This is a genomic window from Enterobacter sp. PP-008-ECC_S150 (genome assembly GCF_045257065.1).
Classification (GTDB): Bacteria; Pseudomonadota; Gammaproteobacteria; order Enterobacterales; family Enterobacteriaceae; genus Enterobacter; species Enterobacter chengduensis.
The window spans coordinates 151,996-173,656 of record NZ_JBJHHG010000010.1; the positions used below are offsets into that span (position 1 = coordinate 151,996).

18 protein-coding genes are annotated in these 21,661 nt (G+C 60.0%); 9 read left to right on the top strand and 9 right to left on the bottom strand.

Annotated features, from left to right (window positions below; all coding sequences use genetic code 11):
- Positions 1-132: 132 nt before the first annotated feature.
- On the top strand, positions 133-759 hold the full coding sequence (locus ACJBF3_RS13100; RefSeq protein WP_045327394.1) for a glutathione S-transferase family protein: 627 nt from the start codon (positions 133-135) through the stop codon (positions 757-759).
- Here ACJBF3_RS13100 and ACJBF3_RS13105 read toward each other — a convergent pair whose 3' ends face one another.
- Together ACJBF3_RS13105 and bssR are read right to left on the bottom strand one after the other, a co-directional pair.
- Positions 760-1,878 carry a PQQ-dependent sugar dehydrogenase gene (locus tag ACJBF3_RS13105; protein WP_045327396.1) on the bottom strand — a complete coding sequence of 373 codons (1,119 nt, stop codon included), beginning with the start codon at positions 1,876-1,878 and terminating at the stop codon, positions 760-762.
- A 106-nt stretch (positions 1,879-1,984) separates the two neighbouring features.
- Positions 1,985-2,368: a biofilm formation regulator BssR gene (gene bssR, locus ACJBF3_RS13110; protein ID WP_045327397.1), complete on the bottom strand. Its 384-nt coding sequence runs from the start codon at positions 2,366-2,368 to the stop codon at positions 1,985-1,987.
- Positions 2,369-2,584: 216 nt separating this feature from the next.
- On the opposite strand from bssR, the gene rimO reads away from it, so the two are divergent.
- Entirely contained in the window at positions 2,585-3,910 is a 1,326-nt protein-coding gene (gene rimO / locus ACJBF3_RS13115; RefSeq protein ID WP_008501203.1) for a 30S ribosomal protein S12 methylthiotransferase RimO, read from the top strand.
- A gap of 60 nt (positions 3,911-3,970) precedes the next feature.
- Here rimO and gsiD read toward each other — a convergent pair whose 3' ends face one another.
- From gsiD to iaaA, 5 genes are read right to left on the bottom strand one after another with little or no spacing between them, the layout of a single operon-like run.
- Positions 3,971-4,882: a glutathione ABC transporter permease GsiD gene (gene gsiD / locus ACJBF3_RS13120; protein ID WP_045327399.1), complete on the bottom strand. Its 912-nt coding sequence runs from the start codon at positions 4,880-4,882 to the stop codon at positions 3,971-3,973.
- A gap of 1 nt (position 4,883) precedes the next feature.
- Positions 4,884-5,804, bottom strand: a complete 921-nt coding sequence (gsiC, locus tag ACJBF3_RS13125) for a glutathione ABC transporter permease GsiC (RefSeq protein ID WP_045327401.1) — start codon at positions 5,802-5,804, stop codon at positions 4,884-4,886.
- A gap of 5 nt (positions 5,805-5,809) precedes the next feature.
- Positions 5,810-7,348 (bottom strand): glutathione ABC transporter substrate-binding protein GsiB, encoded by a 1,539-nt coding sequence (gene gsiB, locus ACJBF3_RS13130; protein WP_045327402.1) that lies wholly within the window; start codon positions 7,346-7,348, stop codon positions 5,810-5,812.
- Between the two features lie 23 nt (positions 7,349-7,371).
- A complete protein-coding gene (gsiA, locus tag ACJBF3_RS13135; RefSeq protein WP_045327404.1) occupies positions 7,372-9,243 on the bottom strand; it encodes a glutathione ABC transporter ATP-binding protein GsiA in 1,872 nt (623 codons plus the stop codon).
- 11 nt (positions 9,244-9,254) lie between these two features.
- Positions 9,255-10,193, bottom strand: coding sequence for a beta-aspartyl-peptidase (gene iaaA, locus ACJBF3_RS13140; protein ID WP_045327443.1), 939 nt, complete (start codon positions 10,191-10,193; stop codon positions 9,255-9,257).
- A gap of 188 nt (positions 10,194-10,381) precedes the next feature.
- On the opposite strand from iaaA, the gene moeA reads away from it, so the two are divergent.
- Both moeA and moeB read left to right on the top strand, forming a co-directional pair.
- Positions 10,382-11,614 carry a molybdopterin molybdotransferase MoeA gene (gene moeA / locus ACJBF3_RS13145; RefSeq protein ID WP_045327406.1) on the top strand — a complete coding sequence of 411 codons (1,233 nt, stop codon included), beginning with the start codon at positions 10,382-10,384 and terminating at the stop codon, positions 11,612-11,614.
- Between the two features lies 1 nt (position 11,615).
- A complete protein-coding gene (gene moeB / locus ACJBF3_RS13150; RefSeq protein WP_045327408.1) occupies positions 11,616-12,368 on the top strand; it encodes a molybdopterin-synthase adenylyltransferase MoeB in 753 nt (250 codons plus the stop codon).
- Positions 12,369-12,472: 104 nt separating this feature from the next.
- Here moeB and fsa read toward each other — a convergent pair whose 3' ends face one another.
- On the bottom strand, positions 12,473-13,135 hold the full coding sequence (gene fsa / locus ACJBF3_RS13155) for a fructose-6-phosphate aldolase (RefSeq protein WP_008501195.1): 663 nt from the start codon (positions 13,133-13,135) through the stop codon (positions 12,473-12,475).
- Between the two features lie 128 nt (positions 13,136-13,263).
- Here fsa and ACJBF3_RS13160 point away from each other — a divergent pair, with 128 nt between their 5' ends.
- The 4 genes from ACJBF3_RS13160 (at position 13,264) to ACJBF3_RS13175 (ending at position 18,988) form a co-directional block, all read left to right on the top strand.
- Entirely contained in the window at positions 13,264-14,163 is a 900-nt protein-coding gene (locus ACJBF3_RS13160; RefSeq protein ID WP_047717661.1) for a glycyl-radical enzyme activating protein, read from the top strand.
- Positions 14,164-14,167: 4 nt separating this feature from the next.
- Positions 14,168-16,600, top strand: a complete 2,433-nt coding sequence (locus ACJBF3_RS13165) for a formate C-acetyltransferase/glycerol dehydratase family glycyl radical enzyme (RefSeq protein WP_045327411.1) — start codon at positions 14,168-14,170, stop codon at positions 16,598-16,600.
- Between the two features lie 165 nt (positions 16,601-16,765).
- On the top strand, positions 16,766-17,581 hold the full coding sequence (locus ACJBF3_RS13170; protein WP_045327413.1) for a Cof-type HAD-IIB family hydrolase: 816 nt from the start codon (positions 16,766-16,768) through the stop codon (positions 17,579-17,581).
- Between the two features lie 150 nt (positions 17,582-17,731).
- The gene (locus ACJBF3_RS13175; protein ID WP_045327414.1) at positions 17,732-18,988 is read left to right on the top strand and encodes a DUF1479 domain-containing protein; all 1,257 of its coding nucleotides are present in this window, start codon (positions 17,732-17,734) and stop codon (positions 18,986-18,988) included.
- On the opposite strand, the gene ACJBF3_RS13180 is transcribed toward ACJBF3_RS13175, so the two are convergent.
- On the bottom strand, positions 18,985-20,058 hold the full coding sequence (locus ACJBF3_RS13180) for a LacI family DNA-binding transcriptional regulator (protein WP_045327416.1): 1,074 nt from the start codon (positions 20,056-20,058) through the stop codon (positions 18,985-18,987). The genes ACJBF3_RS13175 and ACJBF3_RS13180 overlap by 4 nt on opposite strands.
- Positions 20,059-20,346: 288 nt before the next feature.
- Between ACJBF3_RS13180 and ACJBF3_RS13185 the strand changes: the two genes are divergently transcribed.
- Positions 20,347-21,648 carry an MFS transporter gene (locus ACJBF3_RS13185; RefSeq protein ID WP_045327418.1) on the top strand — a complete coding sequence of 434 codons (1,302 nt, stop codon included), beginning with the start codon at positions 20,347-20,349 and terminating at the stop codon, positions 21,646-21,648.
- Positions 21,649-21,661 lie beyond the last annotated feature (13 nt).

Below are 21,661 nucleotides of genomic sequence, written 5' to 3' on the forward strand. Positions count from 1 at the left end.
ATTAAAGTTTATGCAATAACATTCAGATACGCTTTGATTAAGACGATTTTTTTGTCTTCTGTTGCGTAATTGTTAGGTTTATCTCACCATGGCGAAAAGCTGACTCGGATTCACATCTCATCGGGAGTAAATATGATTACGCTGTGGGGCAGGAATAATTCGACCAACGTTAAGAAAGTGCTCTGGACGCTGGAAGAGCTGGATTTACCGTTCAATCAAATCATGGCCGGGCTGTCGTTTGGCGTAAATAAAGAGGCCGACTACCTGGCCATGAACCCGAACGGCCTGGTGCCGCTGCTGCGCGATGATGAAACAGACGCGACGCTTTGGGAGTCCAACACCATTGTGCGTTATCTTGCCGCCCAGTACGGCCAGGGCCGCCTGTGGGTTGAAAATCCGGCCCGCCGCGCACAGGGTGATAAATGGATGGACTGGGCAAACCAGACGCTATCTCCGACCCACCGCGTGATCCTGATGGGGCTTATCCGCACGCCGGAAGCCGAACGCGATTATCCCGCGATTCATGCCGCGCAGGATGCCTGCGAAAGTCTGTTTGCAATGATGGATGACGAGCTGGCGAAGCACGCCTGGTTCTCCGGCGAGGCCTTCGGCACGGGCGATATCGCCGTGGCGCCGTTCGTCTGGAACCTGACCAACATGGGCCTGACGTGGACGCCGCGCCCTCACCTTGAGCGCTGGCTAAACCAGCTGAGCGATCGCCCGGCGTACCGCAACGTGGTGATGATTCCGGTTACCTGATTACGCATCGGACGGGCTGACTTTTAAGAGCTGCCCGTCCGTCTCGTCGGTCAGAACATATAAATAGCCATCCGGCCCCACCCGCACGTCGCGAATACGCTGGTCCCGGTCGCCCAGAATGCGCCCGTCCTCCGTCACCTTGTTGCCGTCCACGCTCAGGACGATAACGTCCTTCTCCTTCAGCGCGCCGATGAACAGCTTGTTTTTCCACTGCGGGAAAACGTCGCTGTTGTAAAACGCCATGCCGCTTACGGCAGGTGAGACTTTCCAGACGAACAGCGGCTTCTCGGTTCCCTCAACGTGCTCGCCTTTGGCTTCCGGGATTTTTAACCCGCTGTAGTTGATGCCGTGCGTCGCCAGCGGCCAGCCGTAGTTCTTTCCCTTTTCCGGAATGTTGATCTCGTCCCCGCCGCGCGGACCGTGCTCGTTCAGCCACAGCGTGTCGCTCCAGGGATTCATCGCCATCCCCTGCGGGTTGCGGATGCCGTAAGACCAGATTTCGGGCCGCGCGCCGGGGGTATTCACAAAGGGGTTATCCGGCGGCACTTTTCCGTCTTCGGTGAGACGTACCACTTTGCCCTGCAGCTTGTCCAGATCCTGCGCCGTCGGGCGCTGGTTATTCTCGCCGAGCCCGATGAAGAGTGAGCCTTTGCCGTCGAACACCAGCCGCCCGCCGAAATGGTTACCGGTCGAGAGTTTCGGCATCTGGCGGAACGCCACCTGGAATCCTTCGATGCGGGAATAGTCGTCGCTCAGACGGCCATAGCCCACCGCCGTTCCGGCTTTGCCGTCATCACCGGCCTCGGCGTAGCTCAGCCAGACGCGGCGCGACGTTTTAAAATCCGGGGCGAGAACCACGTCCAGCAAACCTCCCTGGCCGTTTGCCCACACCTTCGGCACGCCGATAATCGGATCGGATAGCCCTTTTCCGGCCTGCCAGCGTTTGAGCTGACCGCCCTTCAGGGTCACCAGCAGCCCTTGATTGTCCGGCAGGAACGCCAGGGACCAGGGATGATCGAGCCGGTTTTGCAGCACCTCGACCTTGACCGCTTCTGGCGCAGCAAGCAGCGACACGGGAAACAACAACGCAGGCAGGAAAATCAGCGAGGATCGGTGCATAACGCGCTCCTTTATCAGCATATGGCATAAAGGGTAGCCACTGCGACCGGGGGCGTTATCACATTTACAAAAGCTTAATCAGAAGGGGGAGTTGCCTCCCCCGGAATCAGTGCTGTTCAAGCTGTTTGTGCTCGTTCAGGCACATGATGCATAGAGAGAGCGTGGTCAGGCAGTTTTCAAGCTTCTCCGCGTTTACGGCGATAAAGTTCGGACAGTCGTGGCGTCCATTCATCAAACATACCCCAGCAATGGAGAGCACCTCGGCGGCGCGGCGCAGCGCGACTTCTTCACTTTCGCCGTAGTCCACCTTCAGGGTCGGTGCTTTTTCACGCATGAAATTACACAGTTCAAACAGGTTATCACGCAGATGTTCGCTTTCGCTGACTGACATATACCCTTTCGCCTTCCTCAACTGCAGGTACGCGGCCAGGTCGATTCGGGCGTTGATCAGCTTGTTCAGCAGATCGCGTTTTAGTCTGTCAACGGTCATGCTCTTTCCTCCTCTGTCAGCCATGGTGCATAGTCAGAATAAGTACATTTTTTGTACAGTTTAATGCCTGGGATCAATTTTTATTAACTGATTAACATTATTTACAATGTTACAACCTCCGCCCGACGCATCCGCCTTGCAAAGAGTGTATAAATCCCCCGCGATACGCTGTAAAATCCCGCCCTGATAACTCCATAATTGATGAATTTTTAACCTATGAGCAATGTTACGCACCAGCCGAAAATCGGCTTCGTCTCCCTGGGCTGCCCGAAAAACCTCGTGGATTCCGAACGCATCCTGACCGAACTGCGCACCGAGGGCTATGACGTGGTGCCAAGCTACGACAACGCCGATATGGTGATTGTTAACACCTGCGGGTTTATCGACAGCGCGGTTCAGGAGTCCCTGGAAGCCATCGGTGAAGCCCTGACCGAAAACGGCAAAGTGATCGTGACCGGCTGTCTGGGCGCGAAAGAAGACCAGATCCGCGAAGTGCACCCGAAGGTGCTGGAGATCACCGGCCCGCACAGCTATGAGCAGGTGCTGCAACATGTTCATCACTACGTGCCAAAACCTAAGCACAACCCGTTCCTGAGCCTGGTGCCGGAACAGGGCGTGAAGCTGACGCCGCGCCACTACGCGTACCTGAAAATTTCCGAAGGCTGCAACCACCGCTGCACCTTCTGCATCATCCCGTCCATGCGTGGCGATCTGGTGAGCCGTCCAATTGGTGAAGTGCTGGCAGAAGCCAAGCGTCTGGCCGACGCGGGCGTGAAGGAGCTGCTGGTCATCTCCCAGGACACCTCTGCCTACGGCGTGGACGTGAAGCACCGCTCCGGCTTCCACAACGGCGAGCCGGTGAAAACCAGCATGGTGGGCCTGTGCGAGCAGCTGTCTAAACTCGGCATCTGGACGCGTCTGCACTACGTCTACCCGTATCCGCACGTTGACGACGTGATCCCATTGATGGCGGAAGGCAAAATTCTGCCGTACCTCGACATCCCGCTGCAGCACGCCAGCCCGCGTATCCTGAAGCTGATGAAGCGCCCAGGCTCCGTTGACCGTCAGCTGGCGCGCATCAAGCAGTGGCGCGAGATCTGCCCGGATCTGACCCTGCGCTCAACCTTCATCGTCGGCTTCCCGGGTGAAACCGAAGAAGATTTCCAGATGCTGCTCGACTTCCTGAAAGAAGCGCGTCTGGACCGCGTCGGCTGCTTCAAGTACAGCCCGGTGGAAGGTGCGACCGCCAACGAGCTGGCGGATCAGGTGCCGGAAGAGGTGAAAGAAGAGCGCTGGAACCGCTTCATGCAGCTCCAGCAGCAGATCTCTGCCGAGCGTCTGCAGGAGAAAGTGGGCCGCGAGATCATGGTCATCATCGACGAAGTGGACGAAGAAGGCGCGATTGGCCGCAGCATGGCGGACGCCCCTGAAATCGACGGTGCGGTGTACCTGAACGGTGAAACCAACGTTAAGCCGGGCGATATCATTCGCGTGAAGGTTGAAAACGCGGACGAGTATGATCTGTGGGGTAGCCGGGTTTAATCTCCCCCTCTGTTGTAGGCCGGGTAAGGCGTAGCCGCCACCCGGCACATTTTCACTGCACTACCCCTTTATCCTCGGATCCAGCGCGTCGCGCAGCCCATCTCCCAGCAGGTTAAACGCCAGCACGGTCAGGAAAATCGCCAGACTCGGGAAGATCGCCACGTGCGGCGCAATCACCATATCCGCCCTCGCCTCGTTCAGCATCGCGCCCCACTCCGGCGTCGGCGGCTGCGCGCCTAGCCCCAGAAACGACAGGCTGGCCGCCGAGATAATCGATACGCCGATGCGCATGGTGAAATAGACCACGATGGACGACACCGTTCCCGGCAGAATATGGCTGAACAGGATGGTGGCATCGCTGGCCCCCATGCTGCGGGCAGACTCGATAAACGTCTGCTGTTTCAGCACCAGCGTGTTGCCGCGCACCAGGCGGGCAAACGCCGGAATCGAAAAGACCGCGACGGCAACGATGACGTTTGCCATGCCGCTGCCCATGATCGCCACCACGGCAATCGCCAGCAAAATACCGGGAAAGGCAAACAGCACGTCGCAAATGCGCATGATGATGCGGTCCCACCAGCCTTCGTAGTACCCGGCAACGAGACCCAGCACGGTCCCGATGGCCGCGCCGATCAGCACCGCAAACACCCCGGCGGCGAGCGAGATCTGCGCCCCCACCAGCACGCGGCTGAAGATATCGCGACCGAGGGAGTCCACGCCGAACCAGTGCAGCATCGAGGGGCCGTCGTTCAGACGGTCGTAGTCAAAATAGTTTTCCGCATCAAACGGCGCGACCCACTGCGCCACAATCGCCACCGCTATCAGCAGCAGCACGAACAGCCCCGCCGCCATCGCGACCGGCTGACGGCGAAAACGCCGCCAGAATTCAGACCATGGGGTATGGATATGGTCCGGTTTGAGCCCCGGCATCGCGTTTAACACGGCCTGACGTCGCCAGTTCAACAATCGCATCTTACTTATACCTGATGGCCGGGTTAATGGCGGCGTAGAGCACGTCCACCACTAAGTTGATAAGAATAAACTCCAGGGAGAACAGCAGAACTTCCGCCTGAATCACCGGGTAGTCGCGCATCTCGACGGAATCAACCAGCAGGCGCCCCAGCCCCGGCCAGTTGAACACCTTTTCCACAACGATCGAACCGCCCAGCAGGAAGCCAAACTGCAGCCCCATCATCGTCACCACCGGGATCATCGCATTGCGAAACCCGTGCTTGAGAATAACCCACTTCTCGCTGACCCCTTTCGCCCGCGCGGTGCGAATATAGTCTTCGCTCAGCACGTCAACGAACGAGGCGCGGGTAAAGCGGGCCATCACCGCCGAAACGGCAGCCCCCAGGGTCAGGGACGGCAGGATGTAATGCTGCCAGGTATCGGCCCCGACGGTCGGCAGCCAGCCCAGCTCAACGGAGAAGATCTGCATCAGCAGCATCCCCAGCGCGAACGCCGGGAAGGAGATGCCGGTCACCGCCAGCGCCATGCCAAGCTTGTCCGGCCAGCGGTTGCGCCAGACCGCCGCCACAATCCCGGCGCCAAGCCCAAACACGACCGCCCAGCTCATGCTGGCAATCGTTAACCAGAAGGTGGGCATAAAGCGGCTGGCAATCTCCTCGGACACCGGACGACGCGACACCATCGAGATGCCGAAATCGCCCTGCAGAACGTTGCAGATATAATGGATGAACTGCATATACAGCGGCTGGTCGAGGCCCAGCTGCTTGCGCACCAGCTCAATGACGGTGGCATCCGCTTCCGGCCCGGCGATCAGGCGCGCCGGATCGCCCGGCAGCAGATGCACAAACAAAAACACCAGCACTGCCACAATCAGCAGCGTTGGGATAAGCCCCAGCAGGCGTTTACAAACATAATTCAGCATGAGGTTTATTTTAAATCCGCATCGTCAAAGCTAAAGCCCGTGTCCGGCATGATGTAGAACCCGGTCAACGCTTTGTTATGGGCTGACACCAGTTTCTCCACCACCAGCGGCACCCACGGCGACTCTTTCCAGATAATATCCTGCGCGTCTTTGTAGAGGCGCGCTTTCTCGTCCGGTTTGGTGGTTTTCAGGGCATCCGCAAGGTCTTTGTCCACCTGCGGATTGCTGTAGAACGCGGTGTTGAACAGCGTTGGCGGCCAGTTTTGCGAGGCAAACAGCGGCGACAGCGCCCAGTCGGCTTCGCCGGTCGAGGCCGACCAGCCGGTGTAGAACATCCGCACCCCGCTCTCTTTCTGCCCCTTCCCTTCCACTTCAGCCGCACGCTGTCCGGCATCCATCGCGGTGACCTGCACCTTGATGCCCACCTGCGCCAGCTGCTGCTGGGTGAACTGCAGCACCTTCTGGGCGGTACTGTGATTATGCGACGACCACAGCGTGGTGCTGAAGCCGTTCGGGAAGCCCGCCTCTTTCAGCAGCTCGCGGGCTTTGGCCGGATCGTACGGCCACGGCTGATAGCTCTGGGCATAGGCAATCGCCGGTGGCAGTACGCCGGTCGCCGGGGTAGCATAGCCCGCAAAAGCGACCTTCACCAGCGCCTGGCGGTTGATGGCGTAGTTGATGGCTTCACGCACCTTCGGGTTATCGAACGGCTTTTGCGTGACGTTCATGCTGATGTAGCGCTGCATGATCGACGGGCTGGCGACCAGCTCCAGCTTGCTGTTTTTCTGCAAAATGGCGGCCTGCTCATACGGGATCGGGAAGGCAAACTGCGCCTCGCCGGTTTGCAGCATCGCCGCGCGGGTGTTGTTGTCGACCACCGGGCGCCAGGTGATGGTGTCCAGCTTCGGCAGCCCCTGCTGCCAGTAACCCGCGAATTTCTTCACCTTCACAAAATCGGTCTGGTTCCAGGTGAGCAGCTCGTACGGGCCGGTACCGACCGGGTGGAAGCCGATCTCCTTGCCGTATTTCTTCAGCGCGGCAGGGGAAATCATCGCCGTTGCCGGATGCGCCAGAATATTGATAAACGCGGAGAACGGCTCTTTCAGGGTAATTTTTACCGTCGCCGGGTCGACCACCTCTGTTTTAGCGATATTTTTATACAGGTTATAGCGCTTGAGGCTATTGTCCGGATTGCTGGCGCGATCGAGGTTAATCTTTACCGCCTCCGCATTGAAATCGGTTCCGTCCTGGAACTTCACGCCGGTTCTGAGCTTGATGGTATACACCAGCCCGTCGCCGGAGACGGTGTACCCCTCCGCCAGCACGTTTTTCAGCTTCATCTCTTTATCCAGGCCGAACAGGCCCTGATAGAACGATTTCGCTACCGCCTGCGACAGCGTGTCGTTGGCGTCATACGGATCGAGCGTGGTGAAATTAGAGCCGACGGCCACCACCACATCTTTGGCAGCGAACGCGGGGGCAGCGGCCAGGGCTGCCGTCACGCTCGCGGCTAACAACCATCTACGCGCTACAAATGTAACCATTGTGTTCTCCTGCCTGTTGTAAGTTATAACCGCGAAAACGCGTTGTCCTGACGCGGCGGCGCGACGAAATGGCCCGGACCGACCTCGCGCAGCGCCACGCGCTCCACGGCCTCGCCGCGTTTACGAATATTGCTCGGCATTTCATCCTGCAGCAGCACCCGCTGGCCGTGACGATGCGCCGGGTCGGCGACCGGGACCGCCGCGATGAGCTTGCGGGTATACAGGTGCTGCGGGTTCTCAAACACCGCTCGTCGAGGCCCGATCTCCACGATCTGCCCCATAAACATCACCGCCACGCGATGGCTGATGCGCTCAACCACCGCCATATCGTGCGAGATAAACAGGAAGGCGATCCCCATATCCCGCTGTAAATCCAGTAATAAGTTGATGATCTGCGCGCGGATGGAGACGTCCAGCGCCGAGACGGATTCATCGGCAATCACCACCTTCGGGTTCAGCGCCAGCGCGCGGGCGATGCAGATACGCTGGCGCTGCCCGCCGGAAAACTCGTGCGGATAGCGCCAGGCGTGCTCCGGCTTCAGGCCGACGCGCTCCAGCAGCCAGGCGACGCGCCGCTGCGCCGCCTCGCCGTCGAGCAGGTTATGGACCCGCAGCGGCTCCATGATCGAGTACCCCACCGTATGGCGCGGATCGAGAGAGGCATACGGATCCTGAAAAATGAACTGAATATCTCGCCGCACCGCCTGCAGCCTGCTGTCCGGCAGGGTATCAATGCGCTCACCGTTAAAGGTGATGCTGCCTTCCTGAGACTCCACCAGACGGAGCAACGCGCGTCCGGTGGTGGATTTACCGCAGCCGGACTCCCCCACCAGAGCCAGGGTTTCGCCGGGCCATAAATCGAAACTGACGTTTTCCACCGCGTGCACTTCGCGCTTCACGCGGTTCAGTACGCCGCTTCGCAGCGGAAAACGGGTGACCAGATTGCGCACTTCCAGAATGGGCCTGCCCGGCACCACGGTGTCCTGCTCGCGCTCCTCCTCCTGCACCTCTGATGCCTCGAGAGAAATCAGCGGAAAACGGCGCGGCAGGTCGCGCCCGTTCATCGCCCCCAGGCGCGGCACCGCCGCCAGCAGCGCTTTGGTGTAGGGATGCGCGGGCGAGTGAAATATCTGCTCCACCGGGCCGGTTTCCACCGCGCTGCCCTTGTGCATAACCAGCACCCGATCGGCGATATCGGCGACCACGCCCATATCGTGGGTGATGAAAATCACCCCCATCTCCATCTCCTGCTGAAGCACTTTGATGAGCTGCAGGATCTGCGCCTGAATCGTCACGTCCAGCGCCGTCGTCGGTTCATCGGCAATCAGTACCGCCGGACGGCAGGAGAGCGCCATGGCAATCATCACCCGCTGGCGCATGCCGCCGGAAAGCTGGTGCGGGTAGCGCCCCAGAATGGCCTGCGCCTCCGGAATGCGCACCAGCTCCAGCATCCTTCTGGCTTCCCTGAGCGCCTCATCGCCGCTCAGCCCCTGATGCAGGCGGATGGACTCGGCGATCTGTTCCCCGACCGGGAAAACCGGGTTCAGGGAGGTCATCGGCTCCTGGAAGATCATTGCAATATCCGCCCCGCGCACGCCCTGCATCTGCGAACCGCTCAGCTCATTTAAATCAATGACATCACGGTTACGGCGGCGCAGGAGCATTTTCTCGCTGCTGATTTGCCCACCCGTCTGTTCCAGCAGGCGCATCAGCGCCAGCGCGGTGACCGATTTACCGGAGCCGGACTCGCCAACAATCGCCAGCGTCTCGCCGCGCCGAAGCGTAAACGATAAATTCTGCACTGCGGGGATGAACTGCCGCTCTTCCTGAAACGCAATATTCAGCTGATGGACAGCCAGCACTTCGCGGGTGTCCAGTTCTTCACAGTGCGGCACGCGTGGCCCCCTTATTCACGATAGATGCCCGTGCTCGGTTCATCACCGGCATAACCCCAGGCGCGATACATGCCCTCGCTGTTGAACGGCAGGGCCACGTTGCCCTCACGATCCACCGCAATGAGCCCGCCGACGCCGCCCAGCGCAGGCAGTTTTTCCATCACCACGCGCTCGCAGGCTTCGCTGAGGCTTAAGCCACCGTAGTCCATCAGCGCGGTGATGTCGTAGGCCGCGAGGGCGCGGATAAACACTTCTCCAGTGCCGGTACACGACACCGCCGCCGTGGCGTTATTGGCGTAGCAGCCCGCGCCCGGCAGCGGGCTGTCGCCGACGCGTCCGGGCAGCTTGTTGGTCATCCCGCCCGTAGAGGTTGCCGCCGCAAGGTTGCCTGCCTTATCGAGCGCCACCGCGCCCACCGTGCCCATCTTGGTTTTTTCGTCCAGCGGGGCAGCATGGTCAAGCTGCGTCATGCCCGCGGAGCGGGCGTCCAGCAGCTGCTGATAACGTTCTTCCGTGGAAAACAGATTCGGCGATACCGGTTCCATCCCGTATTCGAAGGCAAACGCCTCCGCCCCGGCGCCCGCCAGCAGCACGTGCGGACTTTGCTCCATCACCAGACGCGCCGCCAGCACCGGATTGCGCAGACGACTCACGCCCGCCACGGCCCCTGCTTTCAGGGTGACGCCGTCCATCACGCAGGCATCCAGCTCGTGGGTTTCATCCCGGGTAAAGACTGAACCGATGCCCGCATTAAAGAGCGGACACTCCTCCAGCAGGCGCACCGCCTCGGTGACCACGTCCAGCGCGCTCTCGCCCGCTTCCAGCATTTTCTGCCCCGTTTCCACAATGGCGTACAGCGCGTCAATGTAGCGCTTTTCCTGCTCGGGACTGAGCTGAGCACGGGTGATTGCCCCTGCGCCACCATGAATTGCGATTACCGCATTAACCATTCGCATCACCCGTTAGCCTGATTGGCGGCTTTTTCTATAAATATCATTATCGTCGACGAAACTTCAGATGATTTTTGAATATAGAAAGACGTAACAGTGATGTAAAGCGTACACCCATCGGGTCATACAGTTAGCCGCACTTTTCTGCCATAATGGGCGCTTTCGTTGTTACTCCGCAGGAGCCCACCATGGATTTTACCGCCGGACTGATGCCGCTTGAGACGGCACTCACGCAGATGCTTGACCGACTTTCCCCGCTGCAAGATGTCGAAACGCTGCCCCTCGTGCGCTGTTTTGGCCGCATTGCCGCGCGCGATATCGTCTCTCCGCTTAACGTGCCGGGGTTTGATAACTCCGCGATGGACGGTTACGCGGTGCGCCTGGCGGATCTCCAGACGGGTAACGCCCTGCCGGTGGCGGGTAAGGCCTTTGCAGGTCAGCCGTTTAGCGGTGAATGGCCTGCGGGCACCTGCGTGCGCATCATGACCGGCGCACCAATACCGGCTGGCTGCGATGCCGTGGTGATGCAGGAAGAGACCGAGCAAACCGAAGACGGCGTGCGTTTTACCGCCAGCGTCAAAGCGGGCCAGAACATCCGCCGCACGGGTGAAGACATCACCCTCGGTGCGACGGTGTTTTCTGCCGGGCAGAAGCTGACGGTGGCCGAACTGCCGGTGCTGGCCTCGCTCGGCATCGCGGACGTCGACGTTATCCGTAAAGTGCGCGTCGCCATTTTCTCCACCGGCGACGAGCTGCAGCTTCCGGGCCAGCCGCTGCAGGACGGCCAGATTTACGATACCAACCGCCTGGCGGTACACCTGATGCTGGAGCAGCTGGGCTGCGAGGTGATTAACCTCGGGATTATTCCAGACGATCCGGAAAAACTGCGCGCGGCGTTTATCGAGGCGGACACCTCCGCCGACGTGGTCATCAGCTCCGGCGGCGTCTCCGTGGGGGAAGCGGATTACACCAAAACCCTGCTTGAAGAGCTGGGCGAAATCGCCTTCTGGAAGCTGGCGATCAAGCCGGGCAAGCCGTTCGCCTTTGGCAAGCTCCCGCACGGCTGGTTCTGCGGCCTGCCGGGTAACCCGGTCTCGGCGGCGCTCACCTTCTATCAGCTGGTGATCCCGCTGCTGGCGAAGCTTTCCGGCAACCGCGCCAGCCCGCTGCCGGAACGCCTGCGCGTGCGTGCCGCCACGCGCCTGAAAAAATCGCCGGGCCGCCTCGATTTCCAGCGCGGCATTCTGGCACGTAGCGCGGACGGACAGCTCGAGGTGAGCACCACCGGGCACCAGGGCTCGCACATTTTCAGCTCCTTCAGCCAGGGCAACTGCTTTATCGTGCTGGAGCGCGAGCGCGGCAACGTGGAAGCGGGCGAGTGGGTTGAGGTAGAGCGCTTTAACCACCTGTTCGGAGGCTGACATGACGGTGGAGCTGAGCGACCCGGAGATGCTGCGCTACAACCGCCAGATCGTGCTGCGCGGGTTTGATTTCGAGGGCCAGGAAGCGCTCAAGGCGGCCAATGTGCTGGTCGTCGGGCTTGGCGGTCTGGGCTGCGCCGCCGCGCAGTACCTTGCCGCCGCGGGCGTGGGCAGGATGACGCTGCTGGATTTCGATACCGTGTCGGTGTCTAACCTGCAGCGCCAGACGCTGCACGGCGACGCGACGGTGGGCCAGCCGAAAGTGGAATCCGCCAGGGCCGCGCTGGCGCGCATCAACCCCAACGTTCAGTTCACCCTGATTGACGCAATGCTGGATGACGACGCGGTGTCGGCGCAGATTGCGCAGCATGACCTGGTGCTGGACTGCACCGATAACGTCGCCGTCCGCAACCAGCTCAACGCGGGCTGTTTTGCCCACAAAATCCCGCTGGTTTCCGGCGCGGCAATCCGCATGGAAGGGCAAATCAGCGTCTTCACCTACGCGGAAGGGGAACCCTGCTACCGCTGCCTGAGCCGCCTGTTCGGCGAGAATGCGCTGACCTGCGTTGAGGCGGGCGTGATGGCGCCGCTCGTCGGCGTGATTGGCTCATTGCAGGCAATGGAAGCGATCAAAGTGCTGGCGCACTACGGCACGCCCGCAGCGGGGAAAATCGTGATGTATGACGCGATGACCTGCCAGTTCCGCGAGATGAAGCTGATGCGCAACCCGGGGTGTGAGGTGTGTAGCCGGTAAACAAGTCGGGTGGCGGCTTCGCCTTACCCGACCTACAACGGCTACAACGGCTACAACGGCTCGAACGTAGGCCGGGTAAGCGTTAGCGCCACCCGGCAATCGCATCAGATGGACGTCCGTCCAAACGCCCCCTGCCAGTCCTGCTCAAACTTCACGATCGCTGCGTCTACCGCAGGAGAGGTAATAAACTGCTGCGCCACGTCCAGCGGCAGCGTGATGGATTCGCATCCTGCCAGCAGGCAGTCCAGCGCCTGACGCGGGGTTTTAAAGCTCGCCGCCAGCACTTTTGACTGCGGAGCGTGCAGCGTCAGCAGCTGCTGCAGCTCAATCACGGTCTGGATCCCGTCCCCGCCCTGCGCGTCCACGCGGTTCACGTAAGGTGCGACATATTCCGCCCCTGCCAGCGCGGAAAGCATCCCCTGCGCGGCGCCGTACACCGCCGTGCCCAGCGTCGGGATCCCTTCAGCCTTCAGCATCTTGATCGCCGCCAGCCCTTCGGCAGTCACCGGCACTTTCACCACCAGATCGTTAATGATGGCGCGCAGCTTACGCGCGTCTTCCACCATCCCTTCGGCGGTGGTCGCCATCACCTGGGCGAACAGACGGCCTTTACCGCCCAGCGCGTCGTGCAGCGCGGGCAGCAGTTCGTCCAGCGGCGTTTTACCTGCCGCCACAATGCTTGGGTTAGTGGTTACGCCCGCCAGCGGGAAGATACGCGCCAGCTTTTTGACCGCCGCAACGTCAGATGTGTCGAGATAAAGTTCCATGATGTCACCCTCAAAATTAGCCTGCACTTAACCTATCACAGGAAAACCTGCTCAGGAGTTGACCTGCATCAAGATAACTTTCATTCGAAAGTCATTTAATCTTCATATGCAAGATGAGAGGCGAAAACATGATCTTCAATATTCAGCGTTACTCTACCCACGATGGCCCCGGTATTCGTACCGTGGTGTTCCTGAAAGGCTGCTCGCTGGGCTGTCGCTGGTGCCAGAACCCCGAAAGCCGCTCCCGCAGCCGGGACGTGCTGTTTGATGCGCGCCTGTGCCTGGACGGCTGCGACCTGTGCCAGCAGGCGGCGCCGGGCTGTATCGAACGCGCGCTGAATGGCCTCGTCATCCACCGTGAAAAATTGAGCGAAGAGACGCTCAATGCCCTCACCGACTGCTGCCCGACGCAGGCGCTGACCGTCTGCGGTGAAGAGCAGCAGGTCGAGGAGATCATGGCGACCGTGCTGCGCGATAAACCCTTTTACGACCGCAGCGGCGGCGGGATCACCCTCTCCGGCGGCGAGCCGTTTATGAACCCGGAGCTGGCCCATGCGCTGTTTAAAGCCAGCCATGAACAGGGGATCCACACCGCCGTTGAAACGTGTCTTCACGTGCCGTGGCGCTATATCGCGCCGTCATTACCGTACGTCGACCTGTTCCTCGCCGATCTGAAGCACGTCGATCCTGAGGTGTTCAAGCAGTGGACGGACGGCTCGGCGAAACGGATCCTCGATAATCTCAAACGCCTGGCCGCTGCCGGGAAAAAGATCACCATCCGCGTGCCGCTGATCCAGGGCTTCAACGCTGACGAAGCGTCCATAGCCGCCATAACCAACTTCGCCGCCGACGAACTCGGCGTCGATGATATTCATTTTCTGCCGTATCACACGCTGGGCATGAACAAATACACCCTGCTCGGCCAACCCTACTCTGCCCCTGACAAACCGCTGGATAACCCTGCCCTGCTGGACTTCGCGCATCAGTACGCCTGCCAGAAAGGGTTAACCGCGACCTTACGAGGATAAACTTATGACAACCCTGAATCTCAACACCCTCAGCGAGCGCATCAAGGCGCACAAAACCGCGCTGGTCCATATCGTTAAGCCGCCGGTCTGCACCGAGCGCGCGCAGCATTACACCGAAATGTATCAGCAGCACATGGATAAGCCGATCCCAGTGCGTCGCGCCCTGGCGCTGGCGCATCACCTGGCGAAACGCACCATCTGGATCAAACACGACGAGCTGATTATCGGTAACCAGGCAAGCGAAGTCCGCGCTGCGCCGATCTTCCCGGAATACACCGTCTCCTGGATTGAGAAAGAGATCGACGATCTGGCGGACCGTCCCGGCGCGGGCTTTGCGGTAAGCGAAGAGAACAAGCGCGTCCTGCATGAAATCTGCCCGTGGTGGCGCGGCCAGACGGTTCAGGACCGCTGCTACGGCATGTTCACCGACGAGCAGAAAGGCCTGCTGGAAACCGGCATTATCAAAGCCGAAGGCAACATGACCTCCGGTGACGCGCACCTGGCGGTGAACTTCCCGCTGGTGCTGGAGAAAGGCCTCGACGGCCTGCGCGCCAAAGTGGCCGAGCGCCGCTCGCGCATCAACCTGACGGTGCTGGAAGACCTGCACGGCGACCAGTTCCTGAAGGCGATTGATATCGTGCTGGAGGCGGTGAGCCTGCACATCACGCGCTTTGCCGATCTGGCGCGCGAAATGGCGTCAACCGAGACCCGCGAAAGCCGTCGCGACGAGCTGCTCGCAATGGCGGAAAACTGCGACATCATTGCCCACGAGCCGCCAAAAACCTTCTGGCAGGCGCTGCAGCTGTGCTACTTCATTCAGCTGATCCTGCAGATTGAGTCCAACGGCCACTCCTTGTCCTTTGCCCGCATGGACCAGTATCTCTATCCGTTCTACCGCCGCGACGTGGAGCTGAACCAGAGTCTTGACCGCGAACACGCCATCGAGCTGCTGCACAGCTGCTGGCTGAAGCTGCTGGAAGTGAACAAGATCCGCTCCGGCTCGCACTCCAAAGCGTCTGCAGGCAGCCCGCTGTACCAGAACGTGACCATCGGCGGCCAGAAGCTGGTCAACGGTGAGCCGATGGACGCGGTGAACCCGCTCTCCTACGCGATTCTGGAATCCTGCGGTCGCCTGCGCTCCACCCAGCCGAACCTGAGCGTGCGCTACCACGCGGGCATGAGCAACGACTTCCTCGACGCCTGCGTGCAGGTGATCCGCTGCGGCTTCGGCATGCCGGCGTTCAACAACGACGAAATCGTCATCCCGGAATTCATCAAGCTCGGCGTCGAAAAAGAGGACGCCTACGACTACGCGGCCATCGGCTGTATCGAAACCGCGGTGGGCGGCAAGTGGGGCTATCGCTGCACCGGCATGAGCTTTATCAACTTCGCCCGCGTGATGCTGGCCGCGCTGGAAGGTGGCCGCGACGCCACCAGCGGCAAGGTATTCCTGCCGCAGGAGAAAGCGCTCTCTGCCGGTAACTTCAATAGCTTCGACGAAGTCATGGCGGCGTGGGATAGCCAGATCCGCTACTACACCCGTAAATCCATCGAGATTGAATACGTGGTGGACACCATGCTGGAAGAGAACGTCCACGATATTCTCTGCTCGGCGCTGGTGGACGACTGCATCGAGCGCGCAAAAAGCATCAAGCAGGGCGGCGCGAAGTATGACTGGGTCTCCGGCCTGCAGGTCGGTATCGCCAACCTCGGCAACAGCCTGGCGGCGGTGAAGAAGCTGGTGTTTGAACAGGGCGTCATCGGTCAACAGCAGCTGGCGGCCGCGCTGGCGGATGATTTCGGCGGCCTGACCCACGAGCAGCTGCGTCAGCGCCTGATCAACGGCGCGCCAAAGTACGGCAACGACGACGACAGCGTGGACATGCTGCTGACGCGCGCCTATCAGACCTACATTGAGGAGCTGAAGCAGTACCATAACCCGCGCTACGGCCGCGGCCCGATTGGCGGTAACTACTACGCGGGCACGTCGTCCATCTCGGCAAACGTGCCGTTTGGCGCGGCGACGATGGCGACGCCTGACGGACGTAAGGCGCACACCCCGCTGGCGGAAGGGGCCAGCCCGGCGTCCGGTACCGACCACCTCGGCCCGACGGCGGTGATCGGCTCGGTGGGCAAACTGCCGACGGAAGCGATTCTGGGCGGCGTGCTGCTGAACCAGAAGCTGAACCCGTCGACGCTGGAGAACGACAGCGATCGCCAGAAGCTGATGGTGCTGCTGCGCACCTTCTTCGAGGTGCATAAAGGCTGGCATATTCAGTACAACATCGTCTCGCGCGAAACGCTGCTGGAAGCGAAGAAACACCCGGACCAGTACCGCGATCTGGTGGTGCGCGTCGCAGGATACTCGGCGTTCTTCACCGCCCTGTCCCCGGATGCGCAGGACGATATTATCGCCCGTACCGAGCATACGCTGTAAAAAAACGCCCGGTGGCGCTGCGCTTACCGGGCCTACATATTCTCTCCGTAGGCCGGGTAAGGCGAAGCCGCCACCCGGCTTTCTGACTTTCATTCGAAATAAATTTGTGCTCCCCGTCACCTTGTTATTAGAATGTTTCAAAACGCAGTGACCCAGGAGCACAGTATGACCGTTAAAGTTATCGTCACCGATATGGACGGAACTTTCCTTGATGATGCCAAGCAGTACGATCGCGACCGCTTCCAGGCACAGTTTGAGCAGCTTAACGCCCGCGGCATTGAATTCGTGGTCGCCAGCGGCAACCAGTATTACCAGCTCATCTCCTTCTTCCCCGAGCTGAAAGATCGCATCTCCTTCGTGGCGGAAAACGGCGCGCTGGTGTTCGATCGCGGCGAGCAGATTTTCCACGGCGAGCTGACGCGCCACGAGTCGCAAATCGTGATTGGCGAGCTGCTGAAAGACAAAGCGCTGAACTTCGTGGCCTGCGGGCTGGAGAGCGCGTACGTGAGCGATAAAGCGCCGGATGAATTTGTGTCGCTGATGTCAAAGCACTACCACCGCTTAAAGCGCGTCAGCGACTATCACGAGATTAACGACGTGCTGTTTAAATTCTCCCTGAACCTGCCGGACAGCGATATCCCAAACCTGATCGATAAGCTGCACGTCTCTCTGGACGGCATCATGAAGCCGGTCACCAGCGGCTTTGGCTTTGTCGATTTGATTATTCCAGGCCTGCATAAAGCCAACGGCATTAGCCGCCTGCTGAAGCGTTGGGAGCTCTCCCCGCAACAGTGCGTGGCGATTGGCGACAGCGGCAACGATGCCGAGATGCTGAAGCTGGTGAAATACTCTTTTGCGATGGGCAACGCGGCGGAAAGCATCAAAGAAATCAGCCGCTACAGCACCGACGACAACAACCATCAGGGCGCGCTTAACGTCATTCAGGCCGTGCTCGACAGCCATTCCCCGTTCGACGCCTGATCCTCTCCTCGCCGGAGCCTCGCTCCGGCATCCTCACTCTTTTTCCGTCCTGTGGCTTCCGTCAAGTTTTTAAACTTGCATTAACTTATTTTTAACTTAAAGTATCATTTGTAGATACTTTTACTTTCAAATGAAAGATGCGAGGCAGTTATGACCCTTACCAGTGAAACCTTGCCGGCGGACCACAAAGCGACAATCCGCCAGTTGAAGCGCGAGCTGCGCGCGCAGATCGGCGACGTGCAGGCGGTGTTTAATACGCTCAGCGATAAAATTGCCACCCGCGTGGCGGAAATCAACGCCCTTAAGAACAAAGGCGAAACCGTCTGGCCGGAGATCCCGTTTGCCGATGTGAAAAACGGCACCATCACCGCTGAACAGCGCGAGGCGGTTAAGCGTCGCGGCTGCGCGGTGATCAAAGGTCATTTCCCGCGCGAACAGGCGCTGGCGTGGGATCGGTCGATGCTCGACTACCTCGATCTGAACAAGTTTGACGAAGTGTACAAAGGGCCGGGCGATAACTTCTTCGGTACCCTGACCGCCTCCCGTCCGGAAATTTACCCGATTTACTGGTCCCAGGCGCAGATGCAGGCGCGCCAGAGCGAAGAGATGGCGCAGGTGCAGTCGTTCCTGAACCGTTTATGGACGTTCGAGAGCAACGGTAAAACGTGGTTTAACCCGGACGTCAGCGTGATTTATCCGGACCGTATTCGCCGCCGTCCGCCGGGAACGACCTCGAAAGGGCTGGGCGCGCATACCGACTCCGGCGCGCTGGAGCGCTGGCTGCTGCCGGCCTACCAGCAGGTCTTTGCCCGCGTGTTTGACGGCAACGTTGAGAAATACGATCCGTGGAACGCCGCGCACCGCACCGAGGTAGAAGAGTACACCGTGGACAACACCACCAAGTGCTCGGTGTTCCGCACCTTCCAGGGCTGGACGGCGCTGTCGGACATGATCCCAGGCCAGGGTCTGCTGCACGTGGTGCCGATCCCGGAAGCGATGGCCTACATCCTGCTGCGTCCGCTTTTGGACGACGTGCCGGAAGACGAGCTCTGCGGCGTGGCGCCGGGCCGCGTGCTGCCGGTTTCCGAGAAGTGGCACCCGCTGCTCATCGAGGCGCTGACCAGCATTCCGGCACTTGAGGCGGGCGATTCCGTGTGGTGGCACTGCGATGTGATCCACTCCGTCGCACCGGTGGACAATCAGCAGGGATGGGGCAACGTGATGTACATTCCTGCCGCGCCGATGTGCGAGAAAAACCTCGCCTACGCAAAAAAGGTCAAGGAAGCCCTGGAAACCGGCGCGTCGCCGGGAGACTTCCCGCGTGAGGATTATGAAAAAACCTGGCAGGACCGCTTTACCGTGAACGATCTCAATATCCACGGCAGGCGCGCGCTGGGCATGGCCTAACTGTCATATAGCCCTTCCCGCTCCACGGCGGTGCGTCGTTTCCCCTGACGTATCCGCCGAACCGATTCCCGCACGGCCAGCGTACCGTTAAGCAGCAAGGTTCCCACCGGCGCGTCCGGGCGCATCAGCCGCTGCTGGAGCATGTATACCGCTTCCGTTCCCAGCTCGTCGCGGGGAACATGCACCGCCGTTAAGGGCACATCCTGAATTGCCGCCAGGTTAAAGCCGTCGATGCTCATCACCGACACGTCCTGCGGCACGCGCAATCCGTGGTTTTGTAAGGCGCTGATGGTGCCCGCCGCCATAAAGTCGCCGCCGACCAGGAACGCGGTCGGCAAATCCCTGCCCTGCACTTCGCTGAGCCAGCCGCTGACCGCCTGTTCCGTTTCGCGCGCGCTGAAGCTCGGTACCACCAGCAGATCGCGTTTATCGCTGAACGACAGATTATGGGCGCGCCACGCGTCGCGGATCCCCGCCAGGCGCAGCTCCATGGTGTAGCGACGCAGGCACAGCACGTTCATCACCTCACGGTGCCCCATCTCGAACAGGTATTCCGCCGCCCGCTCGCCAATGGCGCGGTGATCCGGCGCGACGGCAGGCAGACGCATGTGCCGGTCGCGGCAGTTAATCAGCATGCAGGGTTTACCCACGTCCACCGCCAGATCGTGGATATGCGGATCGTCAATGCCAAGAAGGATTGCCGCCTGGGTGTCCGACTCGTTCATGCGCGCCAGAAACAGCTGGGCGTCGCTGTCGTTCTCCTCCAGCGCGCAGTAGCGCAGGCGCACGTCGTGGGATGCCAGGCCCTTACTCACGCTCTGGATCACGCGGTAGTAAAAGATATCGGACCGCTCGTCGAAGGCGCGCTGCGGCGCAAAAACCACCAGGCTATTGAGCAGCAGCCGTCCCGCCGCCATGCCCTCGATCACCCCCAGCTCCCGCGCGCACGCCAGCACCTTTGCGCGCGCTTTTTCACTGGTGTTCGCTTTGCCCGCCAGCACGCGGGAAACGGTACTGATAGAGAGCTGCGTACGGGCCGCGATTTCGGTGATTTTTAGCCTTTTATCCATTTTGTGATCTGGCTCCATTTGCGAAATGAAAAAATTTTCATAGCGTGTTCGTCAGGTAATAACGGGCATAAAGGCCATCATGCCAGAGGGTTTACGCCCGTTATGAGAAACTTTGCACAAAATCCACTATTGTCCGCTCATTTTCTCCCTTAAGGTGAACTTGTCACACAACTTCCATACTAGTTGTATACCAACTTAGACAGTTTAAACGGATAGAAATCAAAGGCATAAAAATCTGTGTGACACCTGAACCTCCGTTCCCTTACCGTCCGTCTTGTGGAGAGTAAAATGAGTCAGGACATCAATAACACCGTAGCGACAAGCAAAACCCGTCGCGTCATCAAGAACCTGCGCTGGTACGTACTGGTGCTGTTCCTGCTTGGCGTCACCGTTAACTACATCACCCGAAATTCATTAGGGATCCTCGCCCCGGAACTGAAAGAGAGCCTCGGGATCACCACCGAGCAGTACTCCTGGATAGTCGGCGCGTTCCAGATCGCCTACACCATTTTCCAGCCCCTGTGCGGCTGGCTGATTGACGTTATTGGCCTGAAGATTGGCTTTATGGTGTGCGCCGGGATCTGGGCGCTGATGTGTATCTTCCACGCGGGGGCCGGAAGCTGGCTGCACCTCGCTATTCTGCGCTTCTTTATGGGGGCGTCCGAAGCCGCCGCGACCCCGGCGAACGCCAAAACCATCGGCGAATGGTTCCCGAAATCCGAGCGTCCCGTTGCTGCGGGCTGGGCGGGCGTCGGTTTCTCCGTTGGCGCGATGCTGGCTCCACCCATCATTTACTTCGCGCATGCGTCGTTCGGCTGGCAGGGCGCGTTTATGTTTACCGGCGTGCTGGCGCTGCTGTGGGTGATCCTCTGGTGGGCGTTCTACCATAACCCGGAGCAGCACCCGAACCTGAGCAAGGACGAGCTGGCGTTTATCAAGCAGGATAACGAACCGCCTGCGGTGAAGCTGCCCTTCCTGACCGCGCTGAAAACCGTCTCGAAAAACAAACGCTTCTACGGCATCGCCATCCCGGCCTTTATGGCGGAACCGGCCTGGGCGGTGCTGAGCTTCTGGGTGCCGCTCTACCTCGCCAAAGAGCACGGTATGGACCTGAAGCAGATTGCGATGTTTGCCTGGCTGCCGTTCCTCGCCGCCGACCTCGGCAGCGTGGCGAGCGGCTACCTGACGCGTCTGTACGCCCGCCTGTTCGGCTGCTCCCGCGTTAACTCGGTGGTCGCCAGTTCCGTGACCGGCGCGTTCCTGATGATCTCGCTGGGCATCGTGGCCATTACCCGCGACCCGTATATCACCATCGTGCTGATCTCCATCGGCGGCTTCGGGCACCAGATCATCTCCTGCATGCTGAGCGCCCTGGTGGTGGAGTCGTTCGACAAAGGCCAGATGGCGACCGTCAACGGCATGCGCGGCTCGGCGGCGTGGATCGCCAGCTTCCTGTTCTCGCTGTTAATCGGGGTGACCGCCGACAAAATCGGCTTTAACCCGCTCTTTATCGCCATGGGCTTCTTTGACCTGATTGGCGCCGTCTTCCTGGTAGCATTTATTGCTGAACGTCGCGCCAAGCGCGCCTGATAGTGGATGTATT